Source organism: Nocardioides sp. Root151 (assembly GCF_001427925.1).
Lineage (GTDB): Bacteria > Actinomycetota > Actinomycetes > Propionibacteriales > Nocardioidaceae > Nocardioides.
In genome coordinates, this window is sequence record NZ_LMGG01000001.1 from 73,225 (window position 1) to 87,788 (window position 14,564).

The 14,564-nt window shown below is 71.0% G+C and carries 17 protein-coding genes; 6 read left to right on the plus strand and 11 right to left on the minus strand.

The window, feature by feature from the left end:
* Positions 1–53: 53 nt before the first annotated feature.
* The 5 genes from ASD66_RS25595 (at position 54) to ASD66_RS00410 (ending at position 3,358) form a co-directional block, all read left to right on the plus strand.
* Positions 54–452 carry a YidH family protein gene (locus ASD66_RS25595; protein ID WP_056687048.1) on the plus strand — a complete coding sequence of 133 codons (399 nt, stop codon included), beginning with the start codon at positions 54–56 and terminating at the stop codon, positions 450–452.
* A complete protein-coding gene (locus ASD66_RS00395) occupies positions 449–766 on the plus strand; it encodes a DUF202 domain-containing protein (RefSeq protein ID WP_056889728.1) in 318 nt (105 codons plus the stop codon). Before ASD66_RS25595 ends, ASD66_RS00395 begins: the two co-directional genes overlap by 4 nt.
* 92 nt (positions 767–858) lie before the next feature.
* Positions 859–1,191, plus strand: a complete 333-nt coding sequence (locus ASD66_RS00400) for a hypothetical protein (protein ID WP_082599263.1) — start codon at positions 859–861, stop codon at positions 1,189–1,191.
* An 8-nt stretch (positions 1,192–1,199) separates the two neighbouring features.
* Positions 1,200–2,171: a zinc-binding dehydrogenase gene (locus ASD66_RS00405; RefSeq protein WP_056890516.1), complete on the plus strand. Its 972-nt coding sequence runs from the start codon at positions 1,200–1,202 to the stop codon at positions 2,169–2,171.
* Positions 2,168–3,358, plus strand: coding sequence for an alpha-hydroxy acid oxidase (locus ASD66_RS00410; RefSeq protein WP_056889729.1), 1,191 nt, complete (start codon positions 2,168–2,170; stop codon positions 3,356–3,358). The genes ASD66_RS00405 and ASD66_RS00410 overlap by 4 nt, the downstream gene beginning before the upstream one ends.
* Before the next feature lies 1 nt (position 3,359).
* Here the strand turns inward: ASD66_RS00410 and ASD66_RS00415 are convergent, their stop codons facing one another.
* The 8 genes from ASD66_RS00415 to ASD66_RS00450 all read right to left on the minus strand — a co-directional run bounded on the left by ASD66_RS00415 (position 3,360) and on the right by ASD66_RS00450 (position 10,478).
* The gene (locus tag ASD66_RS00415; RefSeq protein ID WP_056889730.1) at positions 3,360–3,953 is read right to left on the minus strand and encodes a TetR/AcrR family transcriptional regulator; all 594 of its coding nucleotides are present in this window, start codon (positions 3,951–3,953) and stop codon (positions 3,360–3,362) included.
* A 116-nt stretch (positions 3,954–4,069) separates the two neighbouring features.
* A complete protein-coding gene (locus ASD66_RS00420; RefSeq protein ID WP_056889731.1) occupies positions 4,070–5,017 on the minus strand; it encodes an alpha/beta hydrolase in 948 nt (315 codons plus the stop codon).
* Positions 5,014–6,420, minus strand: a complete 1,407-nt coding sequence (locus tag ASD66_RS00425; RefSeq protein ID WP_056687063.1) for an MFS transporter — start codon at positions 6,418–6,420, stop codon at positions 5,014–5,016. Before ASD66_RS00425 ends, ASD66_RS00420 begins: the two co-directional genes overlap by 4 nt.
* Positions 6,417–8,069 carry a thiamine pyrophosphate-binding protein gene (locus tag ASD66_RS00430; RefSeq protein ID WP_056889732.1) on the minus strand — a complete coding sequence of 551 codons (1,653 nt, stop codon included), beginning with the start codon at positions 8,067–8,069 and terminating at the stop codon, positions 6,417–6,419. Before ASD66_RS00430 ends, ASD66_RS00425 begins: the two co-directional genes overlap by 4 nt.
* A 117-nt stretch (positions 8,070–8,186) precedes the next feature.
* Positions 8,187–8,801, minus strand: coding sequence for a transferase hexapeptide repeat family protein (locus tag ASD66_RS00435; RefSeq protein ID WP_056687069.1), 615 nt, complete (start codon positions 8,799–8,801; stop codon positions 8,187–8,189).
* Positions 8,798–9,220 (minus strand): MaoC/PaaZ C-terminal domain-containing protein, encoded by a 423-nt coding sequence (locus tag ASD66_RS00440; RefSeq protein ID WP_200949816.1) that lies wholly within the window; start codon positions 9,218–9,220, stop codon positions 8,798–8,800. The genes ASD66_RS00435 and ASD66_RS00440 overlap by 4 nt, the downstream gene beginning before the upstream one ends.
* Positions 9,217–9,666, minus strand: a complete 450-nt coding sequence (locus ASD66_RS00445) for an FAS1-like dehydratase domain-containing protein (RefSeq protein ID WP_056889733.1) — start codon at positions 9,664–9,666, stop codon at positions 9,217–9,219. Before ASD66_RS00445 ends, ASD66_RS00440 begins: the two co-directional genes overlap by 4 nt.
* Positions 9,667–9,692: 26 nt before the next feature.
* A complete protein-coding gene (locus ASD66_RS00450; protein WP_056889734.1) occupies positions 9,693–10,478 on the minus strand; it encodes an SDR family oxidoreductase in 786 nt (261 codons plus the stop codon).
* 69 nt (positions 10,479–10,547) lie between these two features.
* Between ASD66_RS00450 and ASD66_RS00455 the strand changes: the two genes are divergently transcribed.
* The gene (locus ASD66_RS00455) at positions 10,548–11,348 is read left to right on the plus strand and encodes a sugar phosphate isomerase/epimerase family protein (protein WP_082599264.1); all 801 of its coding nucleotides are present in this window, start codon (positions 10,548–10,550) and stop codon (positions 11,346–11,348) included.
* A gap of 12 nt (positions 11,349–11,360) precedes the next feature.
* Here the strand turns inward: ASD66_RS00455 and ASD66_RS00460 are convergent, their stop codons facing one another.
* From ASD66_RS00460 to ASD66_RS00470, 3 genes are all read right to left on the minus strand, one after another.
* Positions 11,361–12,566 (minus strand): acyl-CoA dehydrogenase family protein, encoded by a 1,206-nt coding sequence (locus ASD66_RS00460; protein WP_056890518.1) that lies wholly within the window; start codon positions 12,564–12,566, stop codon positions 11,361–11,363.
* A gap of 73 nt (positions 12,567–12,639) precedes the next feature.
* On the minus strand, positions 12,640–13,614 hold the full coding sequence (locus ASD66_RS00465; protein WP_056687080.1) for an NADPH:quinone oxidoreductase family protein: 975 nt from the start codon (positions 13,612–13,614) through the stop codon (positions 12,640–12,642).
* Between the two features lie 13 nt (positions 13,615–13,627).
* A complete protein-coding gene (locus ASD66_RS00470; protein WP_056687083.1) occupies positions 13,628–14,539 on the minus strand; it encodes an SDR family oxidoreductase in 912 nt (303 codons plus the stop codon).
* Positions 14,540–14,564 lie beyond the last annotated feature (25 nt).

The following is a 14,564-nucleotide window of genomic DNA, read 5'->3' on the forward strand; positions in this document are numbered from 1 at the left end:
GGCATTGACTTCGCCAGAGACCCGGACGACCGAGCACAGGAGTGGCCGCACCCATGGACAGCGACCCGGTAGCGCAGACCACGCAAGGGAATCGGAGTCCCGACGGCCGTTGGCCCGAGTCCGTGTACGGCGCAGGATCCGAACCCGACTACCGGTTCAGCTTCGCCAACGAGCGCACGTTCCTGGCCTGGATCCGGACGGCGCTGGCGCTGCTCGCCGCCGGCGTCGCCATCGACGCCGTCGACCTGCCCCTGAGGGCAGAGTCGCAGCACCTGCTGGCGATCCTGCTGACGGTGACCGGCGCACTGTGCGCCGTGATCGCGTGGATCCGCTGGTCGCGTGCGGAGCGGGCCATGCGCCGTTCCGCGCCGCTGCCGGGCTTCGGGCTCGGCGCCCTCTTCACCGGCCTGGTGGTCTGCGCGGCCGTCGTGGTGATCGCGTCGGTCGCGTGAGCGTCGCGGCCGACCCGGGGCTGGCCAACGAACGCACCGCCCTGGCGTGGCAACGCACCGCCCTGAGCCTCATGGTGTGCGCGGCGATCCTGGCCCGCCTGACGTACGGCGATCTCGGGGGCGCCGCCTTCACCGTCCTCGGCCCGGCCTTCCTGCTCAGCCTGTGGGTGTTCGTCGAGAGCCGCGGCCGCTACCGGCGTACCCGAGGCACCCGGGCGGCCCGTCGACGCCGAGGGGGCCGGGCCCCGCTGACCGTTGCCGTGGCGACCTGCCTCCTGTGCCTGACCGAGACGACCGTGCTCCTGCTGTCGTGAGGAGCCCCGGTTTCGCTGAGCGGGACATTCCCGGCAGCACGACCAGCCGTGGAGAGACTTGCGGGGCACGCACCCACGACACAGGAGCCCCGATGAGCGAGCAAGTGATCCGGCCCGACGTGAGACTCGAGGACGGCCCCATGTGGCCGGTGGCGTGCCGATCCTGCTCCGCGCTCGTCGAGGTGCGCAAGAGCAGCTGGGAGCAGACCAGCATCCAGTGGCACGCCGACGGCCTGCGGGTCTGCGAGGAACGCAGCGCGACGGGATGGACCGAGGACGGCCGGCTCTTCGGCGGCTGCGCGCGGTTGGGCGACTCGATCCGGGCGGCCGTGTCGAACGGCGACCTGCCGATCCAGTCCTCCGACCCGATGCCGGTCAACACCGACCCGGACAATGGTCCGTCCGGCCACGGCATCGGCCACTGATGGCGACGATGCGGGCCCAGCAGCTGGTCCGCCCCAGGGAGTTCGTCGAGGTGGAGACGCCACGCCCCGGGGCCGACGACCTGGTCGGCGGCGAGGTGCTCCTCAAAGTCCTGGCCGGGGCGATCTGCGGCAGCGACCTCCCCGTCTTCAACGGCCTGCTCACCCTCAAGCAACGTGATGAGCCCGGTGCCGGCAGTCCGCCCGGTTCGCCACTGCACGAAGTGGTGGGCGAGGTGGTCGCCACTCGCGATCCGCGGCACCGGGTCGGTGACCACGTCGTCGGCTGGGGATCTCGCCTCAATGCCCTTGCCGAGTTCACGATCAGCCTCGGTGACGACCTCTTCTCCTTTGACCCGCAGCTGAGCCCCGAGCGGGCCGTGATGCTGCAGCCCCTGGCCTGTGTGCTCTTCGCCGTCGATCAGCTCCCGGAGGTCGCAGGCTCCCGGGCCGCCGTGTTGGGGCAAGGACCCATGGGCCTGCTGTTCAACCACGTGTTGCGTACGGCGGGGGCTCGGTCGGTGGTCGGCGTGGACCGCCTCGACCGCACCGTCCTGGGCCTGCGCATGGGCGCGGACGAGGTGGCGCACCTGCACACGAGCCGTTGGGCCGGTCAGCTGAGCGACGCCGACCGGCCAGACGTGGTGATCGAGGCGATCGGGCACAACATGTCCACACTGAACCATGCCCTCGAGGCCGCAGCTCCGAGCGGCCACATCTTCTACTTCGGCATCCCCGATGACGCCCACTATCCCGTCAACATGCAGTTGTTGCTCCGCAAGAACCTGTCACTGAGATCGGGAGCCACCCTCCAACGTCGGGCCATGCTCGAGAAGGCCGGCGACTACCTGGCCGCGCACCCCGCCCTCGTGGACATGTTCGTCACCGACACGTTCGACGTCGACCGGGTCCAGCAGGGCTTCGAGCTGGCCTGCGCACCCACCCCGGAGACCGCCAAGGTCACCTTGAGGGTGGCGTCATGAGCGGCGGCCTCCGCTTCGCCCTGTCCGCCCGCAGCGGTGGACCGATCACCGTCGAGGACTACCGGGAGCGGGCCCGGCGGGCACTGCCCGGCATGGTGTGGGCGTTCGTGGACGGCGGCGCCGAGTCCGGGCTGACCCTGCGCGCCAACCAGGACGCCTTCGACCGTTGGTCGCTGCGCTCGCGCGTGCTGACCGGTCACACCGGCACCAACCTCGCGACCAAGGTCGGCGACACCGACCTCTCGCTGCCGGTGTTCCTCTCCCCCACCGGGATGACCGGCCTCGTGCACTGGCAGGGCGAACGCGCTGCCGCACGGGCCGCGGAGGCGGCGGGCACCCGGGCGGTGATCAGCACCGCGTCGAGCTGGACCGTGGAAGAAGTCGCCGAGGCGACCGACGAGAACCACTTCTTCCAGCTCTACCCCTGGACCAGCCAGACCACCGGCCAGCCGCTCTCGAAGGCGTTCATCGACCGGGCACGCAATGCCGACTACGCCGCTCTCTTCGTCACCGTCGACGTACCCGTGGCAGGCAACCGTCTGGCCGAACGCAAGCGTGGCATGGGGATTCCGCCCACACTGACCCCGGCTCGCGCTCTCAGCGCCGCCGTCCGCCCGCGCTGGGCCTGCGGCTTCCTGCGGCACCAACGCATCACGTCGCGGATGCTGGTCGACGAGCGCGGCACCAAGGCGGCCGTGGCCTCGGCCCGGGCGCAGCAGACGCTGCTACGACCCGACCTGGTGTGGGACGACTTCGCCCGCATCCGCGACATGTGGGACGGGCCGGTCTATCTCAAGGGAGTCCTCGAGGCCGACGACGCCCAGCGTGCCGTCGAGCTCGGCGCCGACGGCGTGCTGGTCTCCAACCATGGCGGCCGCCAGCTCGACGGCGCCCCTGCTGCCCTCGACGCCCTGCCCGCCGTGGTGGAGCGTGTCGGCGGCCGCGTGCCGGTGTTCCTGGACGGCGGCGTACGACGAGGAACGGACGTCGTCAAGGCGCTCGCGCTGGGTGCCACTGCAGTCGGGATCGGCCGGCCCTACGTCTACGGCCTGGCCGCGCGCGGACAGGAGGGCGTGGAGCACGTGCTGGAGATCTTCCGAGACGAGATCGTGCGCACGCTCACCCTGATGGGGGTGGCCGACGTGGCGAGCCTCGACCGCTCACACGTGCAGCCGATGGTGGTCTGACTCAGCCAGCGGTGGGTGCGACGGTGAAGCCGTCGAGGAAGATGCGCGCGGTGTCGTCGGCGAGCTCCTCGATGCCGTAGACCTCGCTGCGGTGGTACCACCGTGAAGCGAGGAACACGGCGTCGCGCAGGAAGCGGTGGAAGACGCGCGGGTTGACGTCGGAGCGGAAGTCGCCGCTCTTCACTCCCGAGTCGATCACCCCGGCCCAGGCCAGGTGGACGGCCGAGGCCAGGTCGCGCACGGACTTGAACCGGTCGCTGGTCTCGAAGTACTTGCGGTTGGCCTGGTAGATCTCGCTGGCGTGCTCGTGCTCGTCGACGACCTGCAGCGACGCCAGCACCAGCGCGTGCAGCCGGGCTCGTGCGTTCAGCTCCGGCAGCACCACCTCGGCATAGCGCTGGGTGAGCGCCTCGAGGTATTCGACGACGATGGCCTCGACCATCGCGTCCTTGGAGTCGAAGTGGTGGTAGAGGCTGCCGGACAGGATGCCGACGCCGTCGGCGATGTCGCGCACGGTGCTCGCGTTGATGCCCTTGTCGGCGAACAGCGCGGCTGCCGATTCCAGGATCCTGGACCTGCGATCAGTGGGCGGCACGTGGGAGACCTTGTCTGGCTAGTGATTTCGGCTGCGTCGTAGCGTACCCACGATCCGGCGTGTTCTTGGGACGTGGCGAGGGACGACTTTGCCGACGCCTCAGGCTCCGGCGTCGGTCACGGTGCGACCCGTGTCCTGTCCAGCAGCACCGCCAGGTCACCCCAGAGCTGTTCGCGCGGCCCTACGGCGGCACGCATCGACAAGATGGTGAGGAACCCGTGGAAGAGGTCGTCGTAGCCGCGGTGCACGACGGGGACACCGGCGTCGGCCAGTGCGGCGGCGTACTGCTCCCCCTCGCTGCACAGCGGGTCGAGGCCGGCGGTCACCACGATCGCGGGCGGCAGCCCGCTCAGGGTCGCGGCCGTCAGCGGTGCGACGTACGCCGTGGGCTCGGGAAGCACACCGTCGTCGGGCAGGTACTGGGTCCAGTACCAACGGGTGGCGGCGAGGGTGTTGAAGTATCCGGTCGCGTAGCGCTGCGCGGACTCCGAGTCGCAGGCCGGGTCGATGACCGGGTAGACCAGCACCTGCGCGGCGGGCATCGGGCCGCCGTCATCGCGTGCCATCAGGCAGACCGCGGCGGCGAGGTTGCCGCCGGCACTGTCGCCCATCACCACCACGCGGTGCGGGTCCCCGCCCAGCTCGGCTGCGTGCTCGATCGCCCACCGGGTGGCGGCGAACGCGTCCTCGGCCGCCGCGGGGGCCCGATGCTCGGGCGCCAGCCGGTAGTCGACGGACACGACCACGGCATCGGTGCCCCTGGCCATCGCGCGACAGAAACCGTCGTGCGTGTCGAGGTCACAGAACACGAAGCCGCCACCGTGGAAGAAGACCACCACCGGCCGGTCGGCGGAGTTGCCGTGCGGCCGGTAGACGCGGGCCGGGATCTGGCCGTGCGCGGCCTCGATGGACACGTCGTCGGCACTGGCCACGTCGTCGAGGTTGGTGACGGGTTGACGCCTGGCCGCCACGGCCGCGCGGGCCTGTGCGCCGGTCATCTCCTCGACACGGGGAAAGCCCGCGTTGAGCAGGGCCAGCATGTCGTCGATCTCTGGGTTGGTCATCGCACCTCCTGGAGGGTGGGTTCGGGGTCGGTCACGGACCGGGCCAGCACGAAGCCGAGCACCGCGGCCACGCCCGACACCGCCGAGGCGGCGAGTGCCGCCACGGTGAAGCCGGTCGCGGTCAGTGCACCGTCGGGACCGGCGTAGAGCTGAAGGACGGCCAGGACCAGGGCGCTGCCGGCCGAGAAGCCGAGGTAGCGCAGGATCTGGTTGAACGCCATCACGCTGCCCGTCTCCCCAGCAGGCGTGAAGCGCACGATCAGTCGCGGCATGGCGGCGAACGACGCCCCGGCTCCCAGGCCGCCGATCACCATGGCCAGCACGCAGCCCCACAGGGTGTCCCGGAATCCGGCCAGCACGAGGGTGGCCACCAGGAACAGGCAGGAGCCGATCGGCAGCAGCATGTCGGGGGCGACACGTCGGTCCAGCGCGCGCAGGATGCGGTTGCCCAGGACGTTTGCGAAGGAGAACGGCACCAGCATCAGGCCGGCGACGGTGAGCGAGTGTCCGAGGCCGTAGCCGGTCGCGGTGGGCGCCTGCACGATCAGGACCACCATCGTGATCAGCATGTACATCCCGCATCCGGCCAGCAGCGCGGTGACGTTGGCGCCGAGCACACCGTGCCTGGTGGCGAGGCGCAGGTCGACCAGCGGGTCCCTGCGCGCGAGGGTCCAGCGCACCCAGGCGGCGAGCATGGCAAGGGAGGCGAGCGCGATGCCGATCGTCAGCGGACCGGACCAGTGGTGGGCCTGGCTGACACCGAGCAGCAGTCCTCCGGCGCCTCCGCCGAGCAGCACCGCGCCGACGAGGTCGAGAGGGCGAGGCTCGCTGCCGCGATTGGCCGGGATCGCCAGCACCGCCGCGGCCAGGGTCAGGGCCGCCATGGCGGCTCCCACCCAGTATGCCGCGGAGACGCCGTACTCCTGGACGATGTAGGAGGCCAACGGGTAGCCCATGCCCGCGCCGGCCACGGTGGTGATCGACAGGGTGGCCAGCGTGGCCAGCTGCTTCTCCTCGGCGACGAGCTCGCGGGCGACCGCGATCGCCAACGGGGTCAGGCTCAGTCCCACTCCCTGGAGCACCCGGCCGAACACCATGGCGCCGAAGCCCAGCGGCAGCGCGGCCAGCACGGAGCCGAGACAGACGGCGAGCAGCCCGGCCAGGATCACGGGTCGTCGGTGGCGGCCGCCGCCGAGGCGCCCGATGATCGGCGAGGTCACCGCGCCGGTGAGGAAGGTGACGGTCAGGATCCACTGCGCGTTCGAGAGGGAGACACCTTCGTCACGGGCGATCATCGGCACCAGAGGCGCACCCAGACTGGCCACCACGGCGGTCGAGGAGGCGATGAGAACGAGCGTGGGCACGAGGGCCCGCTCGCGCACGGTCGGGACTGCGGCGCTCATGTGCCCCACGTACGACGCAGGGGTGTCAGCGCGCGCAGGTCGACGTGGAGCAGGGTCGGTCCGTCGTGGTCGAGGGCGACCACGAACTCCGCCTCGAACTCGTCCGGGTTCGACACCCGCGCCGCCCTGGCGCCGAAGGCCGTGGCGACCGCGAAGAAGTCGGGTGTCGCCAGGTCGAACCCGCTGCCGGATCCCCCACCGCTGAGGGCGTCGATGTCGCGGAGCATTCCGTAGCCGCCGTCGTCGAAGAGGCACACCACGATGCGTGACTTCGCCTGCACCGCACTGGCCAGCTCCGCGATGCCGAGCATGAAGCCACCGTCGCCCTGGAGCAGCACGGTGTGGGAGTCGGAGGCCGTGGCGGCGCCGAGTGCCATCGCCATGCCGGGCCCGATGCCTGCGGCGGCGGAGCGGATCGACGTACGTGGTGCGGCGATGGGCACCAGCCGGTCTCCCCAGACGTAGGCCGGCACGGTGGCGTCGCAGACCAGCACGCCGTCGGTCGGTCGGTGCCGAGCGATCGTGGCACTGATCCGCAGGTGGTCGGGGCCGGCCTGCTCGACCACCACGTCGCGTGCCACGGCGGCGGCCTCCTGCCCGGCCTTGAGGTGGTCACTGCGGCTGGTGGCCACGGCCTCGTCGGGCTCGCCCACCAGGTCGGTGAGGGCCGTCAGCCCGAGACGCGCGTCGGCGACGAGGCTGACCGCCGCGGGATAGCTGCGGCCGATGATCGTGGGGTCGACGTCGAGGTGCACCAGGGCCTGTGGGATCGGCAGCTGCCACTGCGCGGTGGGATACATCTGGAACCGGGTGCCCACGGCGAGCATCACGTCGCAGTCCGCGAGGAAGTCCCTGACCGACGGCAGGGTGGCGTAGGAGCCGATGCTCAGCACGTCGAGCTCGCTGATCGCGCCGCGGCCCTCGCGACTGGTCAGCACCGGTGCCTGCCAGCGGCGGGCCAGCTCGAGCAGCTCGTCGGCGGCACCGGAGCGGATCACTCCCCCGCCGGCCCAGATCACCGGCCGCTCCGCGGTGGCCAGCAGTCGGGCGGCGGCTTCGAGGCTCGCGGCGTCGGGCGCCGTACGCCGCAGCGGGCGACGTGCGCTCTCAATCAGTGCGGCATCGTCGAGTGATGTGACGGTGGCGGTCTGGAGGTCGAGTGGCACCTCGAGGGCGACCGGCCGGGGGCGGCCGGTGCAGGCCAGCCGGGCCAGTCGCAGCACCGTCTCGGCAAGGTCGTCCGCGGTGGTCTCGGTGACCACCTCGCGGCAGACGGTCGCCAGCATCTCCGCCTGGCTCTCGGCCTCGTGGACGTAGCCGCGTCCCCTGCCGAGGTGGGCACTCTCGACCTGGCTGGTGATCAGCAGCACCGGCGACGACGCGAAGTGCGCTTCATACATCCCGCCCATGGTGTTGGCGGTTCCCGGCCCACCGCTGACCACACCCACGGCCAGGGTGCCCGTCGTGCGTGCATGGGCGTCGGCCGCGTGGGCGACGCCCTGCTCGTGGCGGCAGCCGACGGTTCGGATGCCGCGGCGCTCGATCGCGTCGAGGATCGGCAGGTTGTGCGCACTCGGCACGAAGAAGACGGTCTCCACGTCGAGAGCGTCGAGAGCGGCCGCGATCGCGTCGCTTCCGTTCCAGGTCATTGGGTTCACCGGTCCTCACAGGATTCGGGCGGGCTGCCGCCGTGCCCAGCCTGCTGCGAGCTGGGCTGCGGTTGGCCTCCGGTCCCGACCAGCAGGACCGGCGCCGATGCCCAGTGCCTAGGCGCCTTCTGCGCGGATCTCGTGCAGCGGGGTCGACGTGTCGCGGCCGGTGCTGACCCGCTTCCGGTCCGGCTCGACCTCACGCAGTGGGGTGACCTCCCGGAGGCTGGCCAGGCTGCGGGCGGCGAGCTCGCGATAGACGTCGGCGCCGTTCGCCTTCCAGGCAAGGGTCACCTCGTCGAGGCGCCGGATGAACTTGGCCGGGCTGCCGGCGATCAGCGACTCAGCCGCGTAGTCGCCACCGGCGCGGACGAAGCTGTGCGCTGCGACGAGGGAGCGGGGGCCGATCCGGGTGCCATCCATGATCACCGAGTTCATGCCGACCAGCACGCCGGGCTCGAGGTGGCAGCCGTGCAGTACGGCGCCGTGCCCGATGTGGCTGCCCTCCTCGAGGATCGTGTCCTGACCGGGGAAGACGTGCACCGTGCAGCTGTCCTGCACGTTGGAGCCGGCGCGCACGTCGATCCGTCCGAAGTCGCCACGCAGGCTGGCGAACGGGCCGATGTAGCACTCCGGCCCGATCACGACGTCGCCGATCAGGCTGGCCTGCGGGTGGACGAACGCGGTCTCGTGGACCACGGGGCTTACCCCGTCGATGGAGTAGGCAGTCATGACGCGGCCGGTACGACGAACGTGGCCCACGCGGTGATCGCGACGCCACCGGTCTGACGCGCGCAGGTCAGCTCGAGGTCGACGCGCTGCTCGTCGCCCTCGGCGTACTCCCTGGTGACGGCGCCGGTGCAGGTCAGCACGTCGCCGGGCCAGACCTGCTCCTTGAAGCGCACCCGGTAGGAGCGCACGTTCTCCGCGCCCAGCCAGGCAGTCGCCCACGAGGCGAGCAACCCGGCCTGGAACATGCCGACCGCGAACGGGGCCGGGAAGCCAGCAGCCTTGGCGAACTCCTCGTCGTGGTGGATCGGGTTCATGTCGCCCGAGGCGCCCTGGTAGCGCACGAAGTCGGTGCGGGTCACCGGCCCGAAGACCAGCGCCTCCGGCACGACCAGCGTGGAGCTGTCGATCGACGTACTCACTTGTCCTCCTCGGGTGCGCGACCGGTCTCGACGCCGGTCATCTTGGCCTGGGCGACCAGCGCGCCGGACTCGTCACGGAACTCGGTCACCATCTCCACGAACGTCATCGGCCCGCCGCGTCGGCCCTGCTTCTCGAACATGTTGGTGATCGTCGACTGCGCGGTGAGCCGGGTGCCGGCCTTCGGTGGCGGCCCGAAGAAGGTGTACTCCTGCTCGGCGTGCAGGCCGCGCTGCTGGTTGAGCTCCACGAGCTGCCAGGCGTTGGCGTCGCCGTCCTGCCAGAAGAACTGCGTGGTCAGGAACGTCGGCGGCGACACCGGGTGGTCGCCCTGGAGGTAGGCCGGATCGGAGGATCCGGTGGCCCGGGCGAACTCACGGATCTTGCCGCGTTCGACGTCGAGGGTGAACGGGGAGCCGGAGCGCCCCACTGCATCTGGGTTGGCCATGTCTCTTCCTTGTGGGTGTCGGGTGCCTACGCGTGTTGGGCGCTGACCGAGATGACCTCGCCGGTCAGGTAGGACGCGTAGTCGCTGGCGAGGAACACGATCACGTTGGCGATCTCGGAGGGCTCTCCGGCGCGACCGAGGGGCTGTTGGGCGCCGAGCTGGTCCATCACGCCGGGCGGCATCTTCGCGGCGAGCTCGTCGTGGGCGACCAAGGTCGGCGCCACCGCGTTGATGCGGATGCCCGCGCCGGCGGCCTCGAGTGCCGACGCACGGGTCAGTGCCATCACGCCGGCCTTGGCGGCGGCGTAGTGGGCCATCCCGGGAGAGGCCTTCCAACCCACGACCGAGGCGTTGTTGACGATCACGCCGCTCTTGCGCGGCAGCATGAGGCGCAGTGCGGCCCGGGTGCAACGGAAGGTGCCCTTGAGGGTGGTGTCGAGCACGGCGTCCCACTGCTCGTCGGTCATCTCCGCGACCGGGGCCATGCCACCGACGGCCGCGTTGTTGACCAGCACGTCGAGGCCGTCGAGCCGCTCGTCGGCAGCGGCGATCATCGCCTGCACCTCGGACTCGACGGTGATGTCGCAGACCGTGGTCACCGGGCGAACCCCGACGAGCTTCTCGAGCTGGTCGGCAGCGAGCTCCACCTTCTCGGCGCTGCGGGCGCTGATCGCGACGCGGGCACCTTCCTCGGCGCAGCGCAGGGCGGTGGCGAAGCCGATGCCCGTGCCCGCGGCGCCGGTGACGAGCACCGAGCGGCCGGCGAGCAGGCCTCGCCCGGGCGCGTTTCCTGGTCCGTTGTCCTGTGACATCCGTGTGGCTCCTGTCGATGTGGTGCGCTCACCCTAGCCCCTCAACCAAGCGCTTGCTACCCTCGTCCCATGGTTTTGTCCAGCATCAGCACGATCGCCATGAACGCCTGGGCGCTGCCCGACCTGCTCGCCTGCCTGTCCCGTCTCCGGGTGGACCGGGTGGCGATCGGTTCGAGACAGCTCGAAGGTCATGGGTGGCGCGAGGCCGAGGCCGCGATCAAGGCCTCGGGGCTGGTGGTCGGCTCGATCGGCAGCGGCCTCACCACGCCGGCGTCCGTCGACTCCCCCGCAGGCCGGGAGCAGCTGGAGCTTGCCGCGCAGTCGATCGACTTCGCGGCCCGGCTGGGAATCCCGGTGGTCACCCTCACCACGGGACCCGCTGGCCCCCTGTGCTGGGAGGACGCGCTGGCCTCGTTCGCCGTACGCCTCGCGCCACTGGCCGCCCGAGCGGACGACCTCGGCATCACCCTGACCGTGGAGAACACCCACTCGCTGCGCAGCGACGTGTCGTTCCTGCACACGCTGCGCGACGCGGTGGATGCGGCACGCCACCTGGGCGTCGGCGTGTGCGCCGACCTCTACTGCTGCTGGGCCGAGCCGAGGCTCGCCGCCACGCTGGCCGACGGCCTCGACGTGATCCGGATCGTGCAGTACGGCGACTTCGTGCACGGCACGCTGGAGCAGCCGAACCGCTGGGTGCCCGGCGACGGGGACCTGCCACTCGACCGACTGGTCCGCGACGTCGTGGCGGCCGGCTACACCGGCGTCCACGAGATCGAGATCCTCGGACCGCGCATCGACGCTGAAGGCGTCGAGGGCGCGCACGTGCGCGCCCTCGAGTGGCTGGATCGCCAGCTCAGCAAGGGCTGAAGCCCGCGCGGATCACGCGCGGTGCTTCTTGAGCTCGACCCGCGCGACGCTGCGGATGTGCACCTCGTCGGGTCCGTCCGCGATGCCGAGGATGCGACCGGTGGCCCACATCCGGGCGATCGGGAAGTCGTCAGTCACGCCGCCGCCACCGTGGCACTGGATGGCCCGGTCGAGCACCGATCGTGCGACGCGTGGGGCGACGACCTTGATCGCGGCGATCTCGGTGGCGGCGCCCTTGACGCCGACCTGGTCGATCAGCCAGGCGGTCTTGAGGACGAGCAGGCGGGCCTGCTCGATCTCCATGCGCGACTCTGCGATCCAGGTGCGGACCACGCCCTGGTCGGAGATCGGACCGCCGAACGCCTCGCGTCCCATGGTCCGCTTCACCATCAGCTCGAGACCGCGCTCGGCCATGCCGATCGCCCGCATGGCGTGGTGGATCCGACCGGGGCCGAGACGGGCCTGGGCGATGGCGAAGCCAGATCCTTCGGCGCCGAGGAGGTTGCCGATCGGGACCCGGACGTCGTCGAAGGTGATCTCCGCGTGCCCGTGCTGGTCGACGTAGCCGAAGATCGGCAGCGAGCGCACGATCGTGACGCCGGGGGTGTCCACCGGGACCAGGATCATCGACTGCTGGCGGTAGGTCTCGGCCTCCGGGTCGGTCTTGCCCATCAGGATCAGCAGCTTGCAGTTCGGGTCGGCGGCACCGGTGGTCCACCATTTGCGGCCGTTGATCACGTACTCGTCGCCGTCACGGGTGATGGACGTGGCGATGTTGCGCGCGTCGGACGAGGCGACGTCCGGCTCGGTCATCGAGAAGCCGGACCTGATCCGTCCGTCGAGCAACGGCTCGAGCCACTGCTGCTTCTGGGCGTCGGTGCCGAACATGTGCAGCAGCTCCATGTTGCCGGTGTCGGGTGCCGCGCAGTTCAGCGCCTCGGGGGCGATGTACGGCGACCGTCCGGTCAGCTCGGCGACGTACGCGTACTCGAGGTTGCTGAGCCCGGACAGGTCGGGCAGGAAGAGGTTCCACAGCCCGCGCGACCGCGCCTCCTTCTTGAGGTCCTCGACGACCTGGGGCAGCACGTGGGTGCCCTCCGGCCCGGCGTCCGCGCGCTGCTGCGCGTAGACGGCCTCGGCCGGGTACACGGCCTCGTCCATGAACGACTGGAGATCGGCCAGCACCTCGCGGACCCGGGCCGAGGGGCCGAGGTCCATCACGGGCAGGTCGACTGCAGGAGGTGCTTCGGTGGTGGTGCTCATCAGGGTCATCCGTTCGGGTCAGGGGTTCTCAGGTGAGCAGGACGATCTTGCCGAGGGCGGACCTGTTCATCACGGTCTCGAGGGCGGCCACGCCGTCCTCGAGCTGCCAGGTGCCGCCGATGTGTGGGCGGATCATCCCTTCGCCGTGCCAGGCCAGCAGGCGCTGGACGTTGGCGGCGTTGCGGTCGGGGTGGCGTCGGGCCCAGGCTCCCCAGAGGACGCCGAGCAGGTTGCCCTCGTTGAGCAGCAGCCGGTTCATCCCCACGCGGGGGATGTCGCCGGAGGCGTAGCCCACGGTGAGGTGGCGCCCGCCCCACGCCAGCTTGCGTACGGCGGACTCCGCGGCAGCACCACCGACCGGGTCGTAGACCACGTCGACGCCCGCACCGCCGGTGAGCTCGACGATGGCCTCGGTGAGGTCGTTGTCGCGGTAGTTCACCAGGTCGTCGGCGCCGTGCTCGGCGGCCAGCTTGAGCTTCTCGGGCGTCGAAGCCACCGCGATCACCCGAGCCCCCAGGGCGTGGCCGATCTCGACCGCGGTCAGGCCGACCCCACCGGCGGCGCCGAGCACCAGCAAGGTCTCCCCCGCCGCCAGCCCGGCCCGGTCGACGAGCCCGTGGAACGACGTGCCGTAGGCGACGGGCATGGCCGCCGCGTCGACGGCACTGGTCGCGTCGGGGAGGGCGTGCACCTGGTCTGCGCGGACCGCGACCTGCTCGGCGTACCCGCCGATGCCGCAGAACGCGGTGACCCGTTGCCCCACCTCGAGCCCCGGCACCTCCGGGCCGAGTGACCGGATCGTGCCGGCCACCTCCGACCCGGGGACGAACGGGAGCTCCGGCTTGGTCTGGTACTTGCCGGCCACCATCAGCCCGTCGGGGAAGTTGACCCCGGCGGCCTCGACGTCGACGACGACCTCGCCCGAGCCCGCTGTGGGATCGGGCAGCTCGCCGTACTCCAGCACGTCAGGAGCGCCGAGGTGCCGGCAGATCAGTGCACGCATGTGTCGGCCCGGCTCAGTTGTGCGGGTCGGCGGCGGCGTCGGCAGCCTGCGCGGACCGCGAGCGGATCTCGTGGTCGAGCTCCTCGATGGTCCAGCGCTGGCCCTTGTCCACGGTCCACTCGTAGGACCAGCCGGCGAAGCGGCGGATCTCGCCGCCCTTGGCGTACCAGACCGACCCGTTCTCCGGGCAGCCCTCGGTGAGCAGCCAGCCGACCAGCGGCGAGACGTTCCCGGGGTGGTAGACGTCGAACAGGCTCGGGTCGGTCGGCGCGGCGACCATCTCCCCGATCTTCGGCAGGTCCTCGGTCATCCGGGTGCGAGCCACCGGGGTGACCGCGTTGACGCGGACGCCGTACCGACCCAGCTCCTGGGCGAGGATCACGGTCAGGGCCGCGATGCCGGCCTTGGCCGCGCCGTAGTTGGTCTGGCCGACCGCGCCGATGAGCCCGGAGGTGGAGGGCACGTTGACCAGCGAGGCCGACGGCTGGCGCCCGGCCTTGGACTCGTCGCGCCAGTGCGCGGCGAAGATGCGGCTGGGTGCGAAGGTCGCCTTGAGCTGGCCCTCGATGACCGCGTCCCAGTCGTCCTCGCTCATGTTGGCGAACATCTTGTCGCGCAGCACGCCGGCGTTGTTGACCAGTCCGTCGACGCGGCCATAGGTGGCCAGCGCGAGGTCGAGCAGCTCCTGGGCGCCGGCCATGGTACGCACGTCGGCCGTGCTGCCGACGGCGGTGCCACCGGCTGCGGTGATCTCGTCGACCACGGCGGCCGCGACGGAGCCGTCGCTGCCCCGGCCGTCGGAACCGGCACCGATGTCGTTGACGACCACCTTGGCACCCTCCTCGGCGGCGAACAGGGCGTGGGCGCGGCCGATGCCGCGGCCCGCTCCGGTGATGACGACGACGCGGTCGTTCAGTGCGGACATCTCGAACTCCTTGGTGTAGTGGTTG